The organism is Phycisphaeraceae bacterium (assembly GCA_040222855.1).
In the GTDB taxonomy this organism is placed as follows: Bacteria; Planctomycetota; Phycisphaerae; order Phycisphaerales; family Phycisphaeraceae; genus Mucisphaera.
Genome location: JAVKCD010000019.1, coordinates 344,932 through 366,091 on the forward strand (window position 1 = coordinate 344,932; position 21,160 = coordinate 366,091).

Consider the following 21,160-nt stretch of genomic DNA (forward strand, 5'->3'; position numbering starts at 1 on the left):
TTACGGATTGACTGATGGCGAACGGAGTCGCTCTGAATCGCGCATCCCAATCAGGTAGAGGATGGCGTCGAGGCCGAGGGTGGTGATTTTCTGGTCGGCGGATTGCTGGACGAGAGGTTTGGCGTGGAAGGCGATGCCGAGGCCGGCGCGGGCGAGCATGGGCAGGTCGTTGGCGCCGTCGCCGACGGCGATGGTCTGTTCCAGGCGGATACCCTCGCGGGCGGCGATCTCGCCCAGGAGTTGGGCTTTGCGTTGGGCGTCGACGACCTGGCCCAGGACGTTGCCGGTGAGTTGGCCGTTGATGATTTCGAGTTGGTTGGCGGCGACGTGATCAATGCCGAGTTTCTGCTGGAGGATGTCGCCGAAGTAGTTGAACCCGCCTGAGAGGATGGCGGTCTTGTAGCCGAGGTGGCGGAGGTTGGTGATGAGGGTTTCGGCGCCTTCGGTGAGGTTGAGTCGGTTGGCGACGATCTGGAGCGCTGACTCGGGAAGACCTTCGAGCAGGCCGACGCGTTGGCGGAGGGATTGCTCGAAGTCGAGTTCGCCGCGCATGGCGGCTTCGGTGACCGCGGCAACCTGGTCGCCTACGCCGGCTTCGATAGCGAGCTCGTCGATGACCTCGTGCTGGATGAGGGTGGAGTCCATGTCGAAGGCGACAAGCCGGCGGATCCGACGGAAGGCGTTATCGACCTGCCAGGCGATATCGACGGCGTGGTCGCGTGACAGATCGAGGAAGGCGGCTTTGAGGTCAGCGGGGTCGTCGAGGTCCCCCCGAACCACCATCTCCACGCACGCCACCCCCCCCGCACTTTGACCGTGGGTTCCCTGAACGGTTAAGGGTGGGCGGCCGGAGAGTCGGGTGATGACGTCGATGTTGAGGTGATGGGCGGCGAGGGCTAGTGAGACGGCGTGGACCTTGTCGGCGGTCAAGGTGCGGGCGATCAGGGTAAGGATGTAGCGTGGCTTGCCCTCGGCGGCGCGCCAGGAGTTGTAGTCGTGGTCGGAGAGCGGGGTGGCGGTCAGGGTCATGCCCAGGGAGGTCACGACACGATGTAAGTTTTTTAGCGTAAGTTCATCGGCATCGACGACCATGGCCAGGAGGACCGACTGATGGATGACCGCCTGATTGAGATCGAGGATGCGGGTGTCGCCCAGTGCCGCGGTGATGGCGGCTGTGATGCCGGGGTGGTCGGGGCCGGTGATGTGGAGGGTGTGGGGCATGGGTGGCGTATGGTGTTGGATGAGCGAAGATATCTTCTTGAACGTATCGCGAGGTTCTGAGCGTGGCGAATGAGGACTCGATGCTGCTGGTGCTTCCGACGCCGTTCCGGGGTCGTCAGGATGATCTGTGGTTTGAGACACAGGCAACTAACGGGCTACGCCGATGGGCATCGCATTTCCCTGAGCTTAGAGTAGCGGCCGTTCTTGAGCCGGGTGATCCCGAAGGCACCTCTGGAGGCGCGTCTCGGTTCAGTCGACTGGCATCCAGCGGACTTCGTGAGAGCGTACGATTTTATCCGTTGCCTTGGGCGTATCGACCGTGGGCATTCGCGCGTCATCTGCGTCAGGTCGATCAGCAGCTACTTCGACTGATCGAGTCGTCGGCTCATCTTCAGTTTGCTATATCCTGGCATATCGGGGACTGGGCCTCGCGCGCTGCTGTGCTGGCAGGCCGACAGGGACGGCGCTACGCGGTTCACACAGACCTTGTGGATCATCAGGTGGTTCTGGAGCAGTCCCGTGGGTCGGGTTGGATGAGGCGGTCAAAAGCATACGCTGACTCGATCGTTCTCAAACGATACCACTTAGGGATCATCCGTCGATCAAGCCTTGGTCTGTTTCATGGCGCATCGTGCTTTGAGGCCTACGCTGGTTCCTGCCGGGAGCCGCACCTGGTCCACAATGTCCATACCAGTCCTGAGGATCGCATTGATGCGCAGCGATTCGATATGAAGTGCCTGAGGCAGCGAGATTCTGCCGAGCCTCTGCGCGTGATCTATTCGGGGAGGATGGCGGAGGCCAAGGCACCGCTGGACTGGGTGAGGGCGGTGGGGCACGCGCGTGATCTTGGGGCAACATTAAACGCCCGCTGGCTGGGGGATGGTGATCTCTATCATCCGACGCAGCAGCTCGTAAAAGACTTGGGTCTCGAAGCTGTGGTTGACCTGGCAGGCTATGTGTCGGATCGGTCGGTTGTGCTCAACGCGTTGAGGGATGCAGATGTCATGGCTTTTTGCCACATCACCCCTGAATCACCGAGGTGTCTGCTGGAGGCATTGATCTCGGGGACTCCCCTGGTTGGCTATTCAGGCGCCTACGCACAAGACCTTGTCTCGGGGCATGGCGGAGGCTCTCTTGTTCCGGTGCGCGATTGGCGAGCTTTGGGGGTCTTGCTGTACGAGTTATCGCACCAGCGCGATCGCCTTACGGGGCTTGCCAGGGGGGCGTATGAGAGTGGCGAGGAGTTTAGCGACGAGGCTGTATTTGCTCATCGATCGGGTCTTGTGCGGCGGTTTGCGGGCCAATAGGTCAACGGCGTTTTTTACGCTGTTTGTACTTTGACTTGATGCTCGGGGTGTGGGTTGAGCCCTTGCGTCCGGGCATCCCGCCTGCGCCGCCTAGGGCGGCCATGGCTTGTTCGGGGTTCATCCCGGCCATGGACTTGGCCTTGCCGAGCATGCCCATGCCGGACATGGCTTTTCCCATCTGAGAGACCATCTCGAAGCCTTTGACGAGCTGGGAGACGTCTTCGGCTCGGGTGCCCGAGCCTTTAGCGATGCGGCGGCGGCGGTTGTTGTTCAGGGCGACGAGTCCCTTGCGCTCATCGCGGGTCATCGACTGGATGATGGCCTCGGTGCGGTCGATTTGTTTTTCTTCAATCGGCAGGTCCTTGATGGCCTGACCGACGCCCGGGAGCATGCCGAGGAGGGATTTGAACGAGCCCATCCGGCGGATCGCGCGGAGCTGGCCAAGGAAGTCGTCCATGGTCATCTGGCCTTTGGCCATCTTGTCCTGGAGGGCCTGGGCTTCTTCTTCGGAGACCTGTTCCTGAGCGCGTTCGACCAGCGACACGACATCGCCCATGCCGAGGATGCGGCCGGCGACGCGGGTGGGGTGGAAGGCTTCGAGGGCGTCGAGTTTCTCGCCGACGCCTACGAACTTGATGGGTTGGCCGGTGACATGGCGGACCGAGAGGGCGGCCCCGCCTCGGGTGTCGGAGTCGTATTTGGAGAGGATGACGCCATCGACTTCGAGCTGGTCGTTGAAGGCTTTGGCGGAGTTGACGGCGTCCTGTCCGGTCATGGCGTCGATCACCAGCAGGATCTGGTGGGGGTTGACGGCGTCACGGACCTGGCGGAGTTCGGCCATGAGGTCGTCGTTGACGTGGAGTCGGCCGGCAGTGTCGAGGATCAGGAAGTCGGCCTCGCGGCGGCGGGCTTCGGTCAGGGCGTTGCGGCAGACGGAGACGGCGGCGCCGACGGCTTTGCCGTACTCAGCGACCTTGTCGGGCTCGGCGTAGAATGAGACCTCGCCTTCACCCTCGACTTCGGACTGGACCTGTGTGGCGAGGACTTCGAGCTGCTTGACGGCGGCGGGTCGTTGGAGGTCGGCGGCGGCCAGAACCACGGACTTGCCGCGCTTGCGGAGGTAGCTGGCGAGCTTGCCGCAGGTCGTGGTTTTTCCCGAGCCCTGGAGTCCGGCCATCATGATGATGGTGGGTCCGGGCACGACTTCCATGAGGGGGGGTACTTCGGGAGCGGGGGCTTGATCGGTGTCGGTGACGGCCTCGTCTCCGCCGAGGAGGCGGACGAGTTCGTCGTGGACGACCTTGATCATCTGCTCGCCTGGCTTGACGGCGTCGAGGACCTCGCTGCCTAGGGCGGTGGTCTGGACACGGGAGCAGAAGGACTCGACGACGTCGTAGTGGACATCGGCTTCGAGAAGCGCGGTGCGGACATCGTCCATGGCCTCGCGGACGTTGGCGGCCGAGAGCTTGCTCTGGCCGGAGAGTCGGCGGAGGGCGGATTCGAAGCGTTCCGAGAGCTGGCCGAACATGCGGCGGGTCTCCAAGGGATAGCGGAAACCCGGATTGTAGCGGCTTGAGCGATCGGCTCAGGCGGTCTCGACAGGGATGCCGAGCTTGTGCATCTTCTTGTAGAGGGTCGCCCGGTTGATGCCGAGCTGGTCGGCGGCGCGTTGCTTGTTTCCGCCATTGGCCTTGATGGCGGCCTCGAGGATGCGGCGCTCGGGGCCTTCGAGGGCTTCGGAGAGGGGCATGGGGACCCAGTCGTGAGGCGTTGACTCGGAGGGGGTGTCGGTGGTGTGGACCTGGGGTGTGGCTCGGGGCTCACCGGCGGCGGCGACGATGTGCTCGGGCAGGTCGGAGGGCTGGATGGTCGGTGCGGGGCTCAGGAGCACGGCACGTTCGAGTGCGTTTTCCAGCTCACGGACGTTGCCGGGCCAGGCGTAGGTCTGAAGGACTTCGCGGGTCTCGGGCCCGAGTCGGCGCTGCTTGCCCATCTCTTCGCAGTGTTCGTGGAGGAAGTGCTCGGCGAGTAGTTCGATGTCGCCGGGGCGATTGCGCAGGGGTGGGATTTCGAGGTTGACGACATTGATGCGATAGAACAGGTCTTCGCGGAAGCGGCCCTGCTCGACGAGAGGCTTGAGTTCCTGATTTGTCGCGAGGATGAATCGGACATCGGCGTGCCGGGTCTGCGTGGACCCGACGGGCTCGAAGGTGCGCTCCTGGAGGATGCGCAGGAGTTTGAGCTGGAGGGCGGGGGTGGCGGAGTTGATCTCGTCGATGAGGAGGGTCCCGCCTTCGGCGGCGAGGACGCGGCCTGGCTTATCGGTGTCGGCCCCGGTGAAGGCGCCTTTGACGTGGCCGAACAACTCGGATTCGAGCAGGGATTCGGGCACGGACCCGCAGGAGAAGGTGATGAGTTTGTGGTCGGCGCGGGGTGAGTGGGTGTGGATGGCGCGGGCGACCATGGTCTTTCCGGTTCCGGATTCGCCGGTGAGCAGGACCGTGGTCCTGGACTCGGCGACGGCCTGGACCATGTCGTAGACCTTTTGCATGCGCGGGTCACCGCCAACGAGATTGCCCATGCCGAAGCGTTGTTCGAGTTGGTCGCGGAGCCGGCGGTTTTCGTCGATCAGGGCGTGATGGTTAGCGGCGCGTTCCACGGCGCGGAGCAGCTCTTCGTCGATGATGGGCTTGGAGAGGTAGTCGGCGGCACCGAGTTTCATGGCCGCGACGGCGGTCTCGATGCGTGCGAAGCCGGTGATGACGATGGGGACCACCGAGGGGAATCGCTCGCGGAGGTCTCGGAGCAGGTCGTCCCCGGAAATGCGGGGGAGGCCGAGATCGACGACGACGACGCCAAAGTGTCCCTGTTCGGGATCGTCGTTGGCGTGGTCCTGCTCGATGATGTCGAGGGCCTGTTGGCCATCGTTGGAGATGGCGGGGCGATAGCCTTCACGCTGGAGTAGTGCGGCGAGCGCTTCGGCGACGAAGGCGTCGTCGTCAACGATCAAAACTCGGGGGAGGGTTGACATGTTGATCGGGTTCCTCAAGCGGCTTCGCGGGCGGCGCTCAGCGCGACGATGGGGAGGGTGGCGTGGGCGTGGACCCCGCCATGGGGGTACGGGCTGATGTGGAAGGTTCCGCCGGCGCGACCGATGGCGTCACGAACCAGTCGCAGGCCCAGGGCGGTCGCGCCGGGCTTGATCGATCGCCCGAAGATCAGGTTGCCCTGGGCGTCGAGCAGACGGGGATCGAGGCCGTCGCCTGTGTCGGTCACCGAGAGGGTCTGCCGATCGCCTTGCTGCTCGATGGTCACGATGATCTGGTGCGGCACTGTGTCGTTGGTGGGTCGAGGCGAGCGGGCGACCGCATCGAGGCTGTTCTCGATGAGGTGTCCGAGGATGGCGGGTAGTGGCCCGGGCGAGGACTCGGCGGCGGTGAGACCGAGCTCGAGGATGAACTCGGCGCCGAGTTGCACGGCACGTTGATGGACTTCGCGGAGCACCTGCTCGACGGCCTGGGCGAGGTTGATCTGCTCTGATGCATCCTGCGGTGTTGTGCTGCCCTGGCTGGTAGGGATGGTGGTCATGGTCGAGGCTCCGGAGACTCGGGTTGGTGCGGCGCATCGCTGATGACGGTCATACCGATTGATCGGCGAGGGCGGGGTCGTCCTGCACGGCTTGCTCGGTGTACTCGTCGATATCGGTTGATGATTCTTGTTCTTCATCAACAGGTGGTGTGTCGTCTGCTGGTGGCGTGCTCGTTGCTTTGGGGGCTTGGGTCTGGCTATCGTCAAGCGTTGGTTCAGGGCTCTCGGTCTGGCGGCTGATCCAGGATGCGTCTGACCAGAAGCGGCCCGGGTCGGTGCGTCCGCCGACGCGGACAGAGAAGCGTGATCGGCCGTCTGAGTTGAGCTTGAGCAAGGCCTTATCGACGAGGACACCGGCGAGTCTGCGGAGCAGTTCGACCTGATCTTCGGATTCCTGCCCGCCTTTACCACGACCGACGCAGACATCGAGGATCGGGCGGCCGACGTTGCCATCGAAGAACAGGGCCGCGCCGATGATCTTGCCCTCGAAGCGTGCGAGCACGCTTAGGTTGTGGTGCAGAGACCATCCGCTACGCCCCTCGCCAGGCCCGCCAGAGAAGGCGATGGCGGCATCGACTTCGGTCATGCGGACTTCGCTGACATCGAAGCGTGTTAGGACGAGTTCTTCGGTCACAGGAGCGGCCATATACAGGCCCCATCGGGCCATCGGGAGGGTCGGATAACCCCGGACGGACCTTCGCGGGTACGCAGCGATCAGCGTGAAACGATTGTGCGGGCAGGAGGGATCGTGTGGAGTGGGGGAGCAGAGTGTTGAGGATCAGGCCAGGCCGAGGGCTTGGGCGTCGCGGTCGGAGAGGAGCCCGCCATCGGAGCGTTGGCGCACGGTACCATCGCGTTTCCATGAACGCTCGCAGCGCGGCTCGGCGGCGAGGTCCAGGACGTTCAATGCTTTAGCGGCTGTTGAGAAGCGAGAGACACCGATGAGATCGGCGAGGTCCGCCGGGTCGAAGTCAGCGAGTTTGCCGTCGGGGTCCGGGACTTCGATGCCCAGGTCCAGGGGGTTGTCGAGGTCGCGCTGCTGGCGGGCGGTCTCGATCGCCTTGAGCCATTGCTCGCGCTGGTCCATGACGGCGGCCCAGTCGTCCGAGGCTGAGACGGCCTGCGGCTCGGGGAAGGTCGCGAGGTGGATCGACTCGGCGTCCTTGCCTTCGAGCGCGAGGTGTGCCTCGTCGGCGGTGTGAGGGAGGATGGGCGCGAGCAGACGGATCAGGTCGGCGGCCATGATGCGGAGGGTGGTGACGGTCCGCTGGCGACGGGGGCTGTCGAGGGCATCGCAGTAGAGCCGGTCTTTGACGGCGGCGAGGTAGACCGCAGAGAGCGTGTCGTTGCAGTGGTTGAACAGCAGGCGCGTCAGCGGGCGATAGGCGAAGTTCTCGTAGTGCTGGAGAGCCTGCGTCACCACGCGGGCGTGTTCGGCAAGCGCCCAGGCGTCGATCGAGTGCTTGTCGGCTTCGGTGAACACATAGGCATCCGACGCGTCCGTGCCGGCGGAGGGTGGGATGCTGCCCATCAGGAAGCGGAGGGTGTTACGGAGCTTGCGGTACTCGTCGCCAGCGGTCTCGAAATAGGACCAGTCGACCTTGATGTCGTTGTCGGTGTTGAGCGAGGCGACCCACCAGCGCGCGACATCGGCGCCGAGCTTCTTGAGCAGGTCCTCGACCTCGACGGTGTTGCCCAGCGACTTGGACATCTTCTTGCCGTCTTTATCCACCATAAAGCCGTGGGTCAGGACGGTCTTGAAGGGTGGCTGGCCGGTGACGGCGAGCGCGGGGAGCAGCGAGTGCTGGAACCAGCCGCGGTGCTGGTCGGAGCCTTCCAGGTAGAGTTCGGCGGGGTAGTGATCGCCCGATTGCTTGTCTTTCCAGCCGTGGCGGAGCACGGCGTGCCAGGACGAGCCGGACTCGAACCAGACGTCGAAGGTGTCCCCCCCCACTCTGGCTTGCGAGAGTTTTGCGGGGTCTTTGGACCATGCGGGGGCATCGGGATCGGTGTTTGGGTCGTAGGTGGCGAGCAGGTCGGGGGGGGGTGCTTTGAACCAGCTGTCCGAGCCGTGTTGGGCGAAGCACTCGGCGACCGCGCGGACCGACGCGGGCGTCAGCAGCGGGTCGCCTTGGCTGCCCTCGGGTGGAAAGAAGGCGGGGATCGGCAAGCCCCACGAGCGCTGGCGCGAGACGCACCAGTCGGGGCGTGATTCGAGCATCCCCCGCATGCGATTCGCCCCCCAACTCGGAATAAAGTTGACCTTTGCCTGTGTGTCTTGAAGTGCTCGTACACGGAGTGAATCGTGTGAGATTTGGTTATCGACAACACTCTTAGGGAGGGTTGTTACGAGGGTCTTCCCAGTCTTTTCATGGTGATCTAGTCCACGTGAATTCTTCGGCTCAAATGCTTTATCTACGAGGATGAACCACTGCTCGGTAGCGCGGAAGATGACGGGTTGTTTGCCCCGCCAGTCGTGGGGGTAGCTGTGGGTGAAGGTGTGGTGATGGAAGAGGTGGCCGGACTGCTTGAGGCGGTCGAGGACCAGCTGGTTGGCGTCCCAGATCATGACGCCCCGGAGCCAGTCGGGGGCGGTGTCGTCGAAGTTGCCGTCTTCGCGGACCGGGCAATAGATGTTGAGTTGTTCGCGGAGACCGGTCTGGTAGTCCTCGCTGCCGTGGCCGGGGGCGGTGTGGACCAGGCCGGTGCCGTCTTCGAGGGTGACGTAGTCGGCGGTGACGACAGGTCGCCCCCCCGCCTTGGGTCCCTCGGTGTCTTTGACGAACGGGTGGGTGTAGATCATGCCCCGGAGTTCTTCGCCCTTTTTCACTTCGAGGGGTTCAGCGGGCTCGAATCCGCCAGCGGTGAGGACTTTGCTGGCCAGGTCGAGGGCGAGCCAGACCGAGCGCCCGTCGCCCAGGTCGAAGCGGCCGTAGTCGGCGCGGGGAGAGGCGGCCACGGCGAGGTTGGCCGGAAGGGTCCATGGCGTGGTGGTCCAGATCATCACGTGCTCGCCGGGGCGGGCGTCGGCGTCGGATCGTGGGAAGAGCACATAGATCGAGTGGTCTTCGCGGTCGTCGTATTCGAGTTCGGCTTCGGCCAGCGCGGTGCGGTTAGCGATGGACCAGTGGACCGGCTTGAGTTGACGATCGACCAGTCCCTTGGCGACCAGCTCGGCGAAGACCTGGAGGACCCCCGCTTCGTACTTGGGGAGCATGGTGAGGTAGGGGTCGTCGTAGTCGGCGAGGGTCAGCAGGCGTTGGAGTTGCTGCTTCTGGGTCTTGACGTGTTTCTCGGCGTACTTCTTGCACTGCCTGCGGATGTCAAGCGGTGACATCTCGCGGGCCCTGGCTCCGAGGTCCTGCATGACCCGGTGTTCGATAGGCAGGCCGTGGCAGTCCCAGCCCGGGGTGTAGGGGCAATCGAAGCCCATCATCGAGCGCGAGCGGACGACGAAGTCCTTGAGGACTTTGTTGAGCAGGTGGCCTAGGTGGATCGAGCCGTTGGCGTAGGGCGGGCCGTCGTGGAAGACGTAGGCGGGGGAACCCTGGCGAGCCTCGCGGAGCTTGCGGTAGAGCCCGGACTTCTCCCAGCGTTTGACGGTATGGGGCTCGTTCTGGACCAGGTTGGCACGCATGCCGAACGGGGTCTTGGGCAGATTGAGGGTTGGGCGGTAGGTCCGCTCGCCCTCGGGCTTCTTGGCTTCGGCAGTGGGTGTCGACATGGGCTCTGGGACATTCAGGCGTGTGGGGAAAGAGGGGCATCAGCCACGGCGACCCGATGCGGGCATCAGTATAGGTTGGCCTGCGGAGAAGACCGCCCCCCCCGCACCCGCGCTCCATACCTCCCTCGCGCAACTGGGTGGGGGGGGCGGGGGGGGGGGTTAAGCTTGCAGGAGCCGGCTGAGGGGTTGGCTCAGGCGGTCGAAGTCGGCTTTGCGGAGTGAGACGGTCCGCCAGCGTGATGAGCGAGGCCGCATCGCTGCGGCGTAGTCGTCGAGCATGACCAGCGAGGGGGCGTACCAGCGCCCGCGGTGCTCGAAGACCTCGTGGAACAGCCCGTCTGCAGGGATGTCGTCCCACCAGTGCAGGAAGACGAAGGCCGCCCGGAAGCTTGGGCCGAACAGCTCCTGCCAGCGGGTCAGGCTCGATACATCGTCCTCGGTGACCCAGCACTCGAAGCGGCTGTGCCGGCAGGAGCGCCCCTTGACGTCCACCAGCAGGTTGTCGCCCGCTTCGGATTGGGTGTAGACGACAAAGTCGAAGCTCTTGAGGGGGGTGCCTTCGGTGGAGATGGAGGGTCGTTGTTGCGGGTCGAGCGAGGGGGCGGAACAGGGCGATCGGCGGGCTTCATCGACGGCGACGTATGGGGCGCTGAGATCGCGGAGGTAGGTCTCGAAGGCGCAGTCGTCGGGGAAGCGGCGGAGGACCATGAGGTAAGCGTATAGCGATGGGTGTGGATGAGCAAGGATTGATGATCTCTTGATGGATCGGAACGCGGTAGGATGCTGTGTTCAAGGAGACTCGGATGCAACGACACGAAGATGGCCTGGTGGTCATCGCCTGCGACTTCACTGGCACCGACTGGGACGAAGAGATTCCCATGATCGAGGGTCACCACGGCTCGGTGATCTGTCTGGAGGGACTCGCTTTGGCCATCGACGGGGCGGCTGATCAGGCCGAGGGGTTTAGTTGCACGATGTGCCTGCGTGAGTTTGAGGCAGGCGACAAGGCCTGGCGACAGGAGAACCCGCCAGCCACGGCCAACCCGCACGCGGTGATCTGTTGGGACTGCATCCAGCAGGCCGACCGCAGCTTCGCCAAAGACCCGGACGTGGCCTGGGACCGCAAGATCGCCCCCACCAACCGATGGCGCTAACCCCACCCCCCCCCACTAATCCGCCTCTGGGTTCCGCCGGTGCCGCTCATTCTCGGAATGGTGAAGGGGCTGATCTAAACCGGCACCGTCTGCGTAAGGGCTTCTATGGGCATCTACTGGCGTTCGGGCTGGTGCTGCTGGTGAGTCTTCCGGGGCTGATTGTGGGGGTGGTGACGCCTCGGGAATCGACGCATCACATGGAGCGACGGGTGCTGGTCTCTGCGGATGAGACCTGGCGTCGGGCCATCGGCGACGCGGATTTTGAGGCGATGGGCCTTGAGTCCTATCTGATCCCGACGCTGAATGATGCGGATCGGATCATCAAGCCGCCACTGGCTGTGTGGCTGACACGGCTCGGCTGGGTGGGGGTGGATGGTCATCAGGCGGGGTGGTTCGAGCTGATGAGCCGGGCCCGGTGGGTCGCTATCGGGATGACCTGCGTGCTGCTACTTGGGACGTACCTGCTGGGCGTGAGTCTATGCGGGGGCCGTGGAACATCAGAGGCGAATGGGATGGTTGTGGGGATGCTGGCGGGGGCGAGCGTCGGCACGAGCCTGATCGTCCAGCGGTGGGGGCGGATCGCCGCGTACGACATCCATCTCGCGGGTTGGATCGCGCTTGGGCTGGGCTTGGCTTTGCTGGCTGCGCGTCCGGGGCGGGCAACGGCGCACCGTCACTGGCTCCTGCTTTCCGTCTTCGGGGGTGGCGGGTTGGGGTTCGCCTGGCTGAGCAAGGGGCCGATTGCGTTGCTGATGATGTTGGCGCCGCTGGTGGTGGTTGCTGTCGTCGATCGTGTTCGCTGGTCGAGGCATCTGGGGACGCTAGTGGTTGTTCTGATCACGGGAGCCTTTGTGGCGCTGCCCTGGTATGGCTACGTCTTCTGGCGGGTTGATGATGTGGGGGGTGAAGGCGGGGTGAGGGGGGTGGGGGGTGCTCTGCTTCGGGAGTACGGTGCCGATCGCAACGAAGCCTCGCCGGTGTGGACGTATCTGAGTCTGATGGCGTTGATGCTGCCGTGGTCGGTCTGGTTCGTCGGCGGTCTGCTGCTGCCGTGGCTGGGTGAATCGAAGAAACGGCTCTCGAAGGCGGGGCGCACGGCGTTGCTGATCGCGGGGGGCTGGCTGGTGGTCATCGTGTTGGTGATGTCGCTGCCCGAGGCCAAGCAGCAGCGGTACATCCTGCCGGTGCTGCCGGCCGCGGGGTTACTCGTCGGTCTTACGGCGGTGCACGCTCGGCGAGCCATGGCGGGCTGGGCATCGTGGCTGGCTCCTGTGCATGGCGTCATCGTGCTCGGCATGAGCCTGGCGGTGTACGGATTTGTGATCCTGTCGGCAGGGGATGAAGCCCTCGGGCTGAGTGATGCCCTCAAGGCGACCGTATGGGTCTACGGCCTCGGGCTGGTCGTCGTGGCGGGATGGGTCGCGGCCTCGTGTTGGCGTCACGACAGCGTGATGATGCTGCGTCGCACGGCGTGCTGGGTCGGGCTGATGCTCCCGCTCTACTGGGCGGTCTATCTGCCCGTTGATGACCGGGCGGAACCCACGATCGCCAGTGGCGTTCTGGTGCGCGAGATGGCTGGCGACCAGCCGATCGCCTGGCTGAAGCTGGACGAAACCTCGGGCGACCCGGACGAGAAGATGATGGTGAGCCTCCGGCGTCTGATCCCCAAGGTGGGGCAGGCGGCCCTCGCCGAGCGATCTGGGCTGGTTGTGGCCAAGGATGATGATCGTCACGCGGAGCTGCTGGAGTCTGTGGGGTTCATAGCAGTGAGCGAGCCGATCGCCGACCGTGGCAAGCCCATTCGGGTCTGGTCACGAAAAGCACTCGATTGACGGTAGAATGCTGTCCGGCTGAAGATCACGTATCGGGAGCAGTGTTTGGCTGAGATGGACCCCGCTCAAGGGGGAGTGGAGCGACGCGCGGACGAACTGACCGTAGCGGTCTACGTCCACATGCTCGAACGCCGGTTGGCGGGCGAGCCTGTAACACCCGAGCAGGCGCTTCGCCACGTTGAATCGACTCGTGGCTCGGTTCTGGAAGACCTGCTGCGATCGGCCGAAGCCGTCGTCGAGGCCTCCGAAGAAACCACCTCACACGAGGCTCCCGAAGCGCCCGCTGTGGTGAAAGTGGCGGTCAGCCGGCAGGACCCGGCCGAGCCTTCGCCGACGCCAGAGAATCCTGAACTCCCTAACGCATCGAGTTCCCATGAGGACCCACAGATTCCCGCAGTTTCGCGTGTCGATCCGGTCAACACGACTCGGGTGATGGTCGGCGGGCTCCCGCTGGGCAAGCAGAGCCAAGCCGTTGAAGCCCTCGCTGTCGATCGGATCGTGGATGGCCGATACCGGCTGATGCAGTCGATCGCGGCTGGTGGGTTTAGCCGGGTTTACATGGCCGAGCGGGTGAGCACACACGAGGCGGTGATCCTCAAGTTTTTCGCACCCCCTTCTGAGGCCGATCGACCGGCTTGCGACGAACATTTCCGCGCGGAGGTCCGTGCCCTGGGTCGGCTCGACCACCCGGGTGTTGCGCACCTGCTCGACTCGGGTGTGTACGAAGGTTTGTATTACCTGGTGATGGAGTGCGTCCTCGGTGAGACCCTTAGAGCTCGCATGCGGCGCGACCCACGCCTTAATTTGTCCTGTTCGCTGGATGTGATGGTGCAGGCGTGCGAGGCTCTGGCAAGAGCGCACGAGCGAGGCGTGATCCATCGCGACATCAAACCGGAAAACCTGATGCTCGAGATGGAAGGCGAAGGCAGCTACCGGGTCCGACTGGTCGACTTCGGGCTGGCGATGGTGGAACTGTTTGAAGGCGATGGTGTTCTGCCAGAAGCCTTCGCGGGAACACCGCGGTACATGTCGCCCGAGCAGATCAGGCGTGAGGTGCTCACCGAGGCCTCCGACATCTTCAGCCTCGGGCTGGTCGCTTACGAACTCCTCGTCGGCGAGCACCCCTTCTCTCGGGACACGCCCGAGGAGACCAAAGACGCGATCCTGGTGGATGAGCCCACCCATCCGCACGTTCACGCGCCCACGCTGCCGGAGGGGATTGTCATCGCGTTGCTCGGCTCGCTGGAGAAAGCACCTGTGGATCGCCCAACATCTGCGGATCAGCTCGGCATGCTGTTTGGTGCCCAACGATAAGGTCACGACCATGAACCAAGCCAAATCTTTAAGTGGACTCCGGGTGCTGATCTACGTCGGCGACGACTACGAAGACCTCGAACTCCAGGTGCCCAGGTTCCGGCTGCTCGAAGCGGGTGCGCAAGTCGTCATCGCCGGTTTGGAAGCCGGTGTCCTGCACCACGGTAAACACGGGTACCCTCAGCGTTCGGAGGCGGCCATCAAAGACCTTCGGGCCGATGACTTCGGGGCCTTGGTCGTGCCCGGTGGGTGGATGCCCGACAAGCTCAGGCGCTACGATGAGGTGAAGGAGATGACGCGAGCTATCGCAGACGCTGGCAAGTGCGTCGCCTCGATCTGCCACGGCCCGTGGATCGAGATCTCCGCGGGCATCGTCAAGGGTGTGAACTACACCAGCACGCCTGGGATCAAAGACGACCTCGTGAACGCAGGAGCCATCTGGCACGACCAGCCGGTTGTCGTCGATGGCCCGCGTGTCAGCAGCCGCAGGCCGGACGACCTGCCGGAGTTCTGCGCGGCGATGATCGAGGTCATGGCGTCATCTCTTTCTGTGAAGCGTGGAGCATAATAATGATCAGAGACTTAATACTAGCCGGACTTCTGGTGGGGGTGATCACAGCGATGAGCCTCACGAGTGCCGCGGCTGTGGACGATAACGAAGCGGCATCTTTCAAGGTGATGACCTTCAACATCCGCTTCGGCACCGCGAACGATGGCGAGCATGCCTGGCAACACCGACGGGATGCGGCGATCGGGATAATCCGCAGGCACGACCCGGATGTCCTTGGCGTCCAGGAGGCGCTCTCGTTTCAGATCGATGAACTCAGCGCCGCTTTGCCGGGCTATGCATTCCATGGCGTCGGTCGCGATGACGGGGGAGCAGCTGGGGAGTACTGCGGGATCTTTGTCCGCAGTGACCGCTTTGTGATCGAGAACGGCGGGCACTTCTGGCTGAGTGATACGCCTGAGGTCATCGCATCGGTTGGCTGGGATGCGGTCATCACCAGGATGGCGTCGTGGGTCGTGCTGCGTGACCGGAAGAACGGACGACCTGTGGTGGTCGGCAACACGCATTTTGATCATGTTGGTGAAGTGTCAAGAGTCGAGTCGGCAAAACTGATCCGACAGCGCATCCAGGAGATTGCTTCGGGTATTGCGGTGGTGGTCATGGGCGACTTCAACGCCGCAGAGGGCTCCGCCCCCTATCAGGCTCTTGTTGATGATGATGCCGGTCCGGGTGACGGTCTGATTGATGCTTATCGATCCGCGAAACCAATCTCCGAGGGGGACGAAGGGACGTTCAGCGGGTTCAACGCTGAGGCTGTTCGGGGGCGTCGGATTGACTGGGTTTTGCACAACGATGCTTTATCAACCGTCGCGTGCGAGATCGACCAGCGGCTGGTCGATGGCGTGCTCGCCTCAGACCACGACCCGGTCATCGCCGTGCTGCGCTACAAGGACTGATCTCTATAACGCCAGCAGCACCCGCCGACGAAATGCCGTGAGTGCGATCGCCAGCGCGTCCGAGACATCTACAGGTTTAGGCGGCTCGGCGAGGCCGAGTTGCGTTGTCACGGCGAGCTGCACCTGCTCCTTCGAGGCGTGGCCGTGGCCGGTGATTGATTTCTTGACCTCGGTTGATGGCAGATGATCAATCGGCAGCCGGGCCTGCTGCGCCGCCAGAAGGATCACACCTCGGGCGTGAGCCATCACGACCGCAGTCTGCGGGTGGGCGTAGTGCGAGTAGAGCTTCTCGATCGCCATCACGGAGGGCTGGAGTCGCGCGATCAGCTCACGAGTCTCGGCGTGCAACTGAGCAACACGCGACTCGATCGAATCCGTTCCTGGGAGTTTGATGATGCCGGCTTCGAGCACACGCGGCTCACCCCGGCGGCTTGATTCGCAGAGCACGGCATAGCCCGTGATGCGCGAACCAGGATCAATCCCGAGGATCACTGGCGATTCGGTTGAAGAGCTTTCAGTGGACGACATGACTCAAGAGTACCCGCTGGGCGCGTATACTCGGAGCCGGGTCCCGCCACGGAGGGCAACTTGGCCAAGCGTAAGCGAACAAAGAAGGATGATTCGGACCTCTTCGGCTCCCTCGCCGGAGACCATAGTGCCGCTGGTCTTGCCGTCGAACAGGTTTCCCTGCACGACGCCGCCAGCGAGCGTTATCTCAACTACGCCCTGTCGGTCATCACCAGCCGAGCCCTGCCGGATGTCCGCGACGGGCTCAAGCCTGTCCAGCGGCGGATCCTCTACACCATGTGGCAGCAGCGACTGACCGCTGAGGCCAAGCATCGCAAGTGCGCTAAGGTCGTCGGCGACGTGATGGGTAACTATCACCCCCACGGCGATTCAGCGATCTACGACGCCCTGGTTCGCATGGCTCAGCCCTTTTCCTTGCGGCTTCCCCTGGTTGACGGCTCGGGCAACTTCGGGTCACTCGATGGCGACCCTGCTGCGGCGATGCGCTACACAGAGTGCCGCCTCGCTCCCGTGGCCAGCGAGATCCTCCGCGAGATCGGCCAGCAGACCGTCCACTTCCGCCCGAACTACGACGGAACCAAGAGCGAGCCGGTCGTGCTGCCTTCCAGGCTCCCGAACCTGCTGATTAATGGATCGTCCGGAATCGCTGTGGGCATGGCGACCAGCATCCCGCCTCATCATCCCGGCGAGGTTTGTAAGGCCCTGCTCAAGCTCCTGGACAACCCCGAGATCAAGCCGTACCAACTCGTCGGAAAAGACGCTGTCCAGGGACCGGACTTCCCCACAGGTGGCGAACTGCTCGCCGACAAAGCCACCCTCCGCGACATCTACCTCAATGGGTCCGGCGGGGTGAAGCTCCGGGCCACCTGGCAACCCGGCACTGTCGCCGAGGGCTCGCGCACCACCAAGGTGCTCCATGTCACGTCGGTTCCCTATGGCGTCAACAAGGCCGTCGCCGTCGAACGCATCGCCGAGCTGATTGTCGGTCGCAAGCTCCCACTGCTGCTGGATGTTCGGGACCTCTCGACGGACGATGTCCGGATCGTTCTGGAACTCAAGCGTGATGCTGACGAACAGATGGTCATGGCCTACCTGTTCAAGCACACGCCGCTGCAGGTCAATATCTCCGTCAACATGACCTGCCTGGTGCCGACCGAGAATCCTGAGGTCGCCGCCCCGCAGCGGCTTGGGCTCAAAGAAGTGCTCTGGCACTTTCTGCACTTTAGGCTTGGGGTCGTCACGCGTCGGCTCGAGCACGAGCTGGCCCAGCTCGAAAAACGAATTCACCTGCTCGAAGGCTTCGCGATCGCGTTCGATGCCCTCGATGAGATCATCAGGATCATCCGCGCTTCCGAGGGGAAGGCCGATGCCGCGACCAAGATCCTCAAGAAGTTTGGGGGTAAGAACGGGCTCGACGAGGAGCAGACCGACGCGATCCTCGAACTCAAGCTCTACCGGCTTGCTCGGCTCGAAATCAACATCATCCGTGAGGAACTGAAAGAGAAGAACAAACGCGCTAAAGAGATCCGCCAGCTCCTCAAGTCCGATGCCTCTGATACCGGCTCCGGCATCTGGCAGATCGTGCGCGGGGAGATCACCGAGCTGGGCAAGCAGTTCGGCAAAGCCCATCCCAGACAAACGCTCCTGGCCGATGGCGGGGACGAGCCGGAGTTTGCCGCTGAGGACTTTATTGTCGATGAAGACAACCACGTCCTGGTCACCGCCGACGGGTGGATCAAACGCCAGAAAGAGATCAAAGACCCGGGCAAGTCCCGGGTGCGCGACGGCGACCGCGTGCTCGCCTGTGTGGGCGGGTCCACCCGATCGACGGTCGTCTTCTTCTCCAGCCGTGGCGTGGCCTATACCGCGCGCATCATCGACCTCCCGGCGACCACGGGCTACGGCGAGCCGATCCAGAAGCTCTTCAAACTCGCCGACGGCGAACGCATCGTCTCCGCCATCTCCCTCGACCCTCGGTTCATCACGGAGGTCGCGTCTGAGCCGGATGTTCCGCATGCGCTGGCCGTGAGTGATGATGGCTATGGCTTGCGTTTCTCCTTGGCCGGGTACGCAGAGCCGAGCACCCGCTCGGGCAGGCGGTTCGCCAAGCTGGGCAAGGGTGCCCGCATCCTGGCGGTGGCCTACGCCGCAGACGATGAGACCCTGATGGTCGCCTCCGAGCAACGGCGTGCTCTGCTCTGCCGCGTCGATGAGGTCAACGCCCTGTCAGGACCCGGGCGCGGGGTCATCGTCATCAAGCTCGCCTCAGCTGACCGGCTCATCGGCGCTCGGGTCGCTGAGAGCGAACGGGACACACTGACCGCCGTCACCGGGCGCGGGGCCGAGCAGCGGATCAACACCGCCAAGTACGAACTCACTTCCCGAGGCGGCAAAGGCCGTGAAATCATCAAAACCGGAACCCTCACCGAGGTAATTCCGGACGAAGTTCAGGCACCCGAGCTCAAGTCCGAAGGGTAAGGGCCGATAACTCATCCTGTCGCCCGTAAGCCGGATGGTCCGGCGGGCATAGTCAGGGGAGATATCGAATGTTCAAGCCGTATGTGATTGTGTTTGCCCTAGGGGCCATGATGGCCGCCCTGCTCACTGGGTGTGGGCCCAAGGAAGCAGAGGCCGAGTCGAGCCAGCCGGATCGCAAGCTGGTGTTCTTGGTCGAGAACGACACGCCATTTGAGATCAGCGAGGTCGTCGTGACCGGGACCGAGATGCCGATGAGCTTCGGCACCATCCGACCTGATCAGGACGAAGACCTCAAGCACCCGTCTCTGACCGCGCCCCGCCACGCTGAGGTGCACTGGACCGAACCCGGCAAGGGCCGTTTCTGGCGTCCTTTGAAGATGGGCCGCTTCTACAAAGACGGCTATACCGGCCCGATCCGCTTCGTCATTCACAGGGACCGAACCGTCTCGGTCAAACTCGACCGATGACGCTTGACTCGACGTGCGGGCTGGTCAGGTCATGATCGGCTGTGTCTCCCGGTGGATGGGCCCAACGGCCCGTCCACCTTTTTCGTAGTCTGGTGGGGACTCGCCGACGTCAAGGAGGACGCCCGTGCCCCCCCCACCCCCCCCGCCAGCGGCCGCCGCGTACACCGCCAAGGACATCACCGTCCTCGAAGGGCTCGACCCGGTCCGCAAACGACCGGGGATGTACATCGGCGGGGTCGGCACCGCAGGACTCCACCACCTGGTCTGGGAAGTCGTTGATAACTCCGTCGATGAAGCCATGAACGGCCACGCGACCGAGGTCTCGGTCACCCTCGACGCCGAACGCGAGACCATCACCGTCTCTGACAACGGCCGAGGCATCCCCGTTGACATCCACCCCAAACACAAAAAATCAGCCCTCGAAATCATTCTCACCACGCTCCACGCGGGCGGGAAGTTCGAGGGCCAGAACTACAAGACCTCCGGCGGGCTCCATGGCGTCGGGGCCTCGGTCGTCAATGCGCTCTCAAAACGACTCGACGCCGAGGTACGCCGTGATGGCAAGCTCTTCACGATGTCCTTCGCCGCAGGTAAACCCACAGGCAAGCTCAAAGCGAAACCGGGAGCACGCGGAACAGGGACCACCATCCGTTTCACGCCCGACCCGACGATCTTCCCGAAAACAAAGTTTGATCCCACGACCATCCGTGAACGTCTCGAAGTGATCAGCTACCTCCACCGCGGTCTCAAGGTGATCTTTGAAGACCAGGGGGCCTCCGGCAGCGATGGTGAGGAACGCAGGGTCATCTACCAGCACGACGAGGGCATCCGCCAGTACCTCGATCACCTGATGACAGCCCGCGCCGCCCGACCGATCCATGAGACGAGCTTCTGGACCGAGAAAGACAACGGCGGACGTGTCGAACTCACCCTCCGCTGGACCGAGTCCACCGACGAACACGTCCGCAGCTACGTCAACGGCATCCCCACCGGCGATGGCGGGACGCATGAGAATGGCTTCCGCGCCGGGCTCGGTAAGGCCGTCCGCAACTACATCGAAACCCACAGCCTCGCACCCCGAGGCGTCACCCTCACCGCCGAGGACATCCGCGAAGGCCTGCTGGCTATCGTCTCGATCTTCATTGCAGAACCGCAGTTCCAGGGCCAGACCAAAGACCGTCTGAACAACGCCGAAGCTTCTCAGATGGTCGACAACACCGTCCGCAGCAGTCTCGAGCAGTGGCTCAACGCCAATGGAACAGCCGCCCAGTCGATCGTTGCCCGCATCATCGCCGCCGCCCGTGCCCGCGAAGCATCCCGCGCGGCTTCTGCTGCCGTCTCACGAAAAACCCCGACCGCACGCCTGATGCTCCCCGGTAAACTCGCCGACTGTCTCGCCAAAAACCGTGATGAAACCGAGCTGTTCATTGTCGAAGGCGACTCCGCTGGCGGATCAGCCAAGCAGGGGCGCGCCCGCCAGCATCAGGCGGTTCTGCCCCTTCGCGGCAAGGTGCTCAACGTCGAATCGGCCACCCTCAAAAAAGTCCTCGACAACAAAGAGCTCGCCGACCTCGTCACCGCTCTGGGCTGCGGAATCGGCAAAGACTTTGATCTCAGCAAACTCCGGTATCAGCGACTGATTCTCCTCGCCGACGCCGATTCCGACGGCCACCACATCACCACCCTGCTCCTTACTTTCGTGTATCGCTTCCTGCCCGGCCTGATCCAGGACGGCCGGCTCTTCATCGCCGTCCCGCCCCTCTACCGCATCGATGTCGGCCAGGAGACCCACTGGGCCGCCGACGAGACCGACCGCGAAAGAATCCTCAGCGAAGCCAACGGCCGTGCGAAGATCGAGATCACCCGCTTCAAAGGCCTCGGCGAGATGATGCCCAAAGTCCTCTGGGAGACGACCCTGAACCCCAAGACCCGTCGTTTGCTCTGCGTGGAAATCCCCGACGCCATCGAAGCCGACCGTGTCGTAAACGAGCTGATGGGAAAAGACGCCTCCGCCCGCTTCCGTTTCATCATGGACCGCGCCGAGACAGCCGAGGCGCTCGACGTCTAGGTGCTCAGAGATCTG

Annotated in this window: 17 protein-coding genes; 9 read left to right on the forward strand and 8 right to left on the reverse strand. The window is 63.5% G+C overall.

Features of this window, described 5'->3' with window-relative positions; translation table 11 throughout:
* Window positions 1-1,221, reverse strand: a complete 1,221-nt coding sequence (gene serB, locus RIG82_06670; protein ID MEQ9460615.1) for a phosphoserine phosphatase SerB — start codon at window positions 1,219-1,221, stop codon at window positions 1-3.
* Window positions 1,222-1,754: 533 nt separating this feature from the next.
* Between serB and RIG82_06675 the strand changes: the two genes are divergently transcribed.
* Complete coding sequence (locus tag RIG82_06675) at window positions 1,755-2,528, forward strand: glycosyltransferase (GenBank protein ID MEQ9460616.1); 774 nt, start codon at window positions 1,755-1,757, stop codon at window positions 2,526-2,528.
* A gap of 1 nt (window position 2,529) precedes the next feature.
* Here RIG82_06675 and ffh read toward each other — a convergent pair whose 3' ends face one another.
* From ffh to RIG82_06705, 6 genes are all read right to left on the reverse strand, one after another.
* Window positions 2,530-4,056, reverse strand: a complete 1,527-nt coding sequence (gene ffh, locus RIG82_06680; GenBank protein ID MEQ9460617.1) for a signal recognition particle protein — start codon at window positions 4,054-4,056, stop codon at window positions 2,530-2,532.
* 57 nt (window positions 4,057-4,113) lie between these two features.
* Complete coding sequence (locus tag RIG82_06685; protein MEQ9460618.1) at window positions 4,114-5,559, reverse strand: sigma-54 dependent transcriptional regulator; 1,446 nt, start codon at window positions 5,557-5,559, stop codon at window positions 4,114-4,116.
* Window positions 5,560-5,573: 14 nt separating this feature from the next.
* On the reverse strand, window positions 5,574-6,116 hold the full coding sequence (locus tag RIG82_06690) for an ATP-binding protein (GenBank protein ID MEQ9460619.1): 543 nt from the start codon (window positions 6,114-6,116) through the stop codon (window positions 5,574-5,576).
* 49 nt (window positions 6,117-6,165) lie between these two features.
* Complete coding sequence (locus tag RIG82_06695; protein ID MEQ9460620.1) at window positions 6,166-6,762, reverse strand: hypothetical protein; 597 nt, start codon at window positions 6,760-6,762, stop codon at window positions 6,166-6,168.
* A 132-nt stretch (window positions 6,763-6,894) separates the two neighbouring features.
* Window positions 6,895-9,840 carry an isoleucine--tRNA ligase gene (gene ileS, locus RIG82_06700; GenBank protein MEQ9460621.1) on the reverse strand — a complete coding sequence of 982 codons (2,946 nt, stop codon included), beginning with the start codon at window positions 9,838-9,840 and terminating at the stop codon, window positions 6,895-6,897.
* A gap of 159 nt (window positions 9,841-9,999) precedes the next feature.
* Entirely contained in the window at window positions 10,000-10,548 is a 549-nt protein-coding gene (locus RIG82_06705) for an HYExAFE family protein (protein MEQ9460622.1), read from the reverse strand.
* A 95-nt stretch (window positions 10,549-10,643) separates the two neighbouring features.
* On the opposite strand from RIG82_06705, the gene RIG82_06710 reads away from it, so the two are divergent.
* The 5 genes from RIG82_06710 to RIG82_06730 are packed head-to-tail and all read left to right on the forward strand — an operon-like array spanning window position 10,644 to window position 15,604.
* Complete coding sequence (locus RIG82_06710; GenBank protein ID MEQ9460623.1) at window positions 10,644-10,994, forward strand: hypothetical protein; 351 nt, start codon at window positions 10,644-10,646, stop codon at window positions 10,992-10,994.
* Window positions 10,985-12,826 carry a hypothetical protein gene (locus tag RIG82_06715; GenBank protein MEQ9460624.1) on the forward strand — a complete coding sequence of 614 codons (1,842 nt, stop codon included), beginning with the start codon at window positions 10,985-10,987 and terminating at the stop codon, window positions 12,824-12,826. Before RIG82_06710 ends, RIG82_06715 begins: the two co-directional genes overlap by 10 nt.
* A gap of 54 nt (window positions 12,827-12,880) precedes the next feature.
* Entirely contained in the window at window positions 12,881-14,140 is a 1,260-nt protein-coding gene (locus RIG82_06720) for a serine/threonine-protein kinase (GenBank protein ID MEQ9460625.1), read from the forward strand.
* A 10-nt stretch (window positions 14,141-14,150) separates the two neighbouring features.
* Window positions 14,151-14,708 carry a type 1 glutamine amidotransferase domain-containing protein gene (locus RIG82_06725; GenBank protein ID MEQ9460626.1) on the forward strand — a complete coding sequence of 186 codons (558 nt, stop codon included), beginning with the start codon at window positions 14,151-14,153 and terminating at the stop codon, window positions 14,706-14,708.
* A gap of 53 nt (window positions 14,709-14,761) precedes the next feature.
* Window positions 14,762-15,604 (forward strand): endonuclease/exonuclease/phosphatase family protein, encoded by an 843-nt coding sequence (locus tag RIG82_06730; GenBank protein ID MEQ9460627.1) that lies wholly within the window; start codon window positions 14,762-14,764, stop codon window positions 15,602-15,604.
* Window positions 15,605-15,607: 3 nt separating this feature from the next.
* On the opposite strand, the gene ruvC is transcribed toward RIG82_06730, so the two are convergent.
* Window positions 15,608-16,132, reverse strand: coding sequence for a crossover junction endodeoxyribonuclease RuvC (gene ruvC, locus RIG82_06735; GenBank protein ID MEQ9460628.1), 525 nt, complete (start codon window positions 16,130-16,132; stop codon window positions 15,608-15,610).
* Window positions 16,133-16,192: 60 nt separating this feature from the next.
* On the opposite strand from ruvC, the gene RIG82_06740 reads away from it, so the two are divergent.
* The 3 genes from RIG82_06740 (at window position 16,193) to RIG82_06750 (ending at window position 21,145) form a co-directional block, all read left to right on the forward strand.
* Window positions 16,193-18,610 (forward strand): DNA topoisomerase IV subunit A, encoded by a 2,418-nt coding sequence (locus tag RIG82_06740; protein MEQ9460629.1) that lies wholly within the window; start codon window positions 16,193-16,195, stop codon window positions 18,608-18,610.
* 68 nt (window positions 18,611-18,678) lie between these two features.
* Window positions 18,679-19,077 carry a hypothetical protein gene (locus tag RIG82_06745; protein ID MEQ9460630.1) on the forward strand — a complete coding sequence of 133 codons (399 nt, stop codon included), beginning with the start codon at window positions 18,679-18,681 and terminating at the stop codon, window positions 19,075-19,077.
* Window positions 19,078-19,201: 124 nt separating this feature from the next.
* Window positions 19,202-21,145 (forward strand): DNA topoisomerase IV subunit B, encoded by a 1,944-nt coding sequence (locus tag RIG82_06750; GenBank protein ID MEQ9460631.1) that lies wholly within the window; start codon window positions 19,202-19,204, stop codon window positions 21,143-21,145.
* Window positions 21,146-21,160: the final 15 nt, after the last annotated feature.

What these genes read in the sequence shown, in the direction of transcription:
- serB (MEQ9460615.1), bottom strand. Translation starts at nt 1,221, where the DNA reads ATGCCCCACACCCTCCACATCACCGGCCCCGACCACCCCGGCATCACA.
- RIG82_06690 (MEQ9460619.1), bottom strand. Translation starts at nt 6,116, where the DNA reads ATGACCACCATCCCTACCAGCCAGGGCAGCACAACACCGCAGGATGCA.
- RIG82_06695 (MEQ9460620.1), bottom strand. Translation starts at nt 6,762, where the DNA reads ATGGCCGCTCCTGTGACCGAAGAACTCGTCCTAACACGCTTCGATGTC.
- RIG82_06685 (MEQ9460618.1), bottom strand. Translation starts at nt 5,559, where the DNA reads ATGTCAACCCTCCCCCGAGTTTTGATCGTTGACGACGACGCCTTCGTC.
- RIG82_06745 (MEQ9460630.1), top strand. Translation starts at nt 18,679, where the DNA reads ATGTTCAAGCCGTATGTGATTGTGTTTGCCCTAGGGGCCATGATGGCC.
- ruvC (MEQ9460628.1), bottom strand. Translation starts at nt 16,132, where the DNA reads ATGTCGTCCACTGAAAGCTCTTCAACCGAATCGCCAGTGATCCTCGGG.
- RIG82_06720 (MEQ9460625.1), top strand. Translation starts at nt 12,881, where the DNA reads ATGGACCCCGCTCAAGGGGGAGTGGAGCGACGCGCGGACGAACTGACC.
- RIG82_06710 (MEQ9460623.1), top strand. Translation starts at nt 10,644, where the DNA reads ATGCAACGACACGAAGATGGCCTGGTGGTCATCGCCTGCGACTTCACT.
- ileS (MEQ9460621.1), bottom strand. Translation starts at nt 9,840, where the DNA reads ATGTCGACACCCACTGCCGAAGCCAAGAAGCCCGAGGGCGAGCGGACC.
- RIG82_06730 (MEQ9460627.1), top strand. Translation starts at nt 14,762, where the DNA reads ATGAGCCTCACGAGTGCCGCGGCTGTGGACGATAACGAAGCGGCATCT.
- ffh (MEQ9460617.1), bottom strand. Translation starts at nt 4,056, where the DNA reads ATGTTCGGCCAGCTCTCGGAACGCTTCGAATCCGCCCTCCGCCGACTC.
- RIG82_06715 (MEQ9460624.1), top strand. Translation starts at nt 10,985, where the DNA reads ATGGCGCTAACCCCACCCCCCCCCACTAATCCGCCTCTGGGTTCCGCC.
- RIG82_06705 (MEQ9460622.1), bottom strand. Translation starts at nt 10,548, where the DNA reads ATGGTCCTCCGCCGCTTCCCCGACGACTGCGCCTTCGAGACCTACCTC.
- RIG82_06675 (MEQ9460616.1), top strand. Translation starts at nt 1,755, where the DNA reads ATGAGGCGGTCAAAAGCATACGCTGACTCGATCGTTCTCAAACGATAC.
- RIG82_06725 (MEQ9460626.1), top strand. Translation starts at nt 14,151, where the DNA reads ATGAACCAAGCCAAATCTTTAAGTGGACTCCGGGTGCTGATCTACGTC.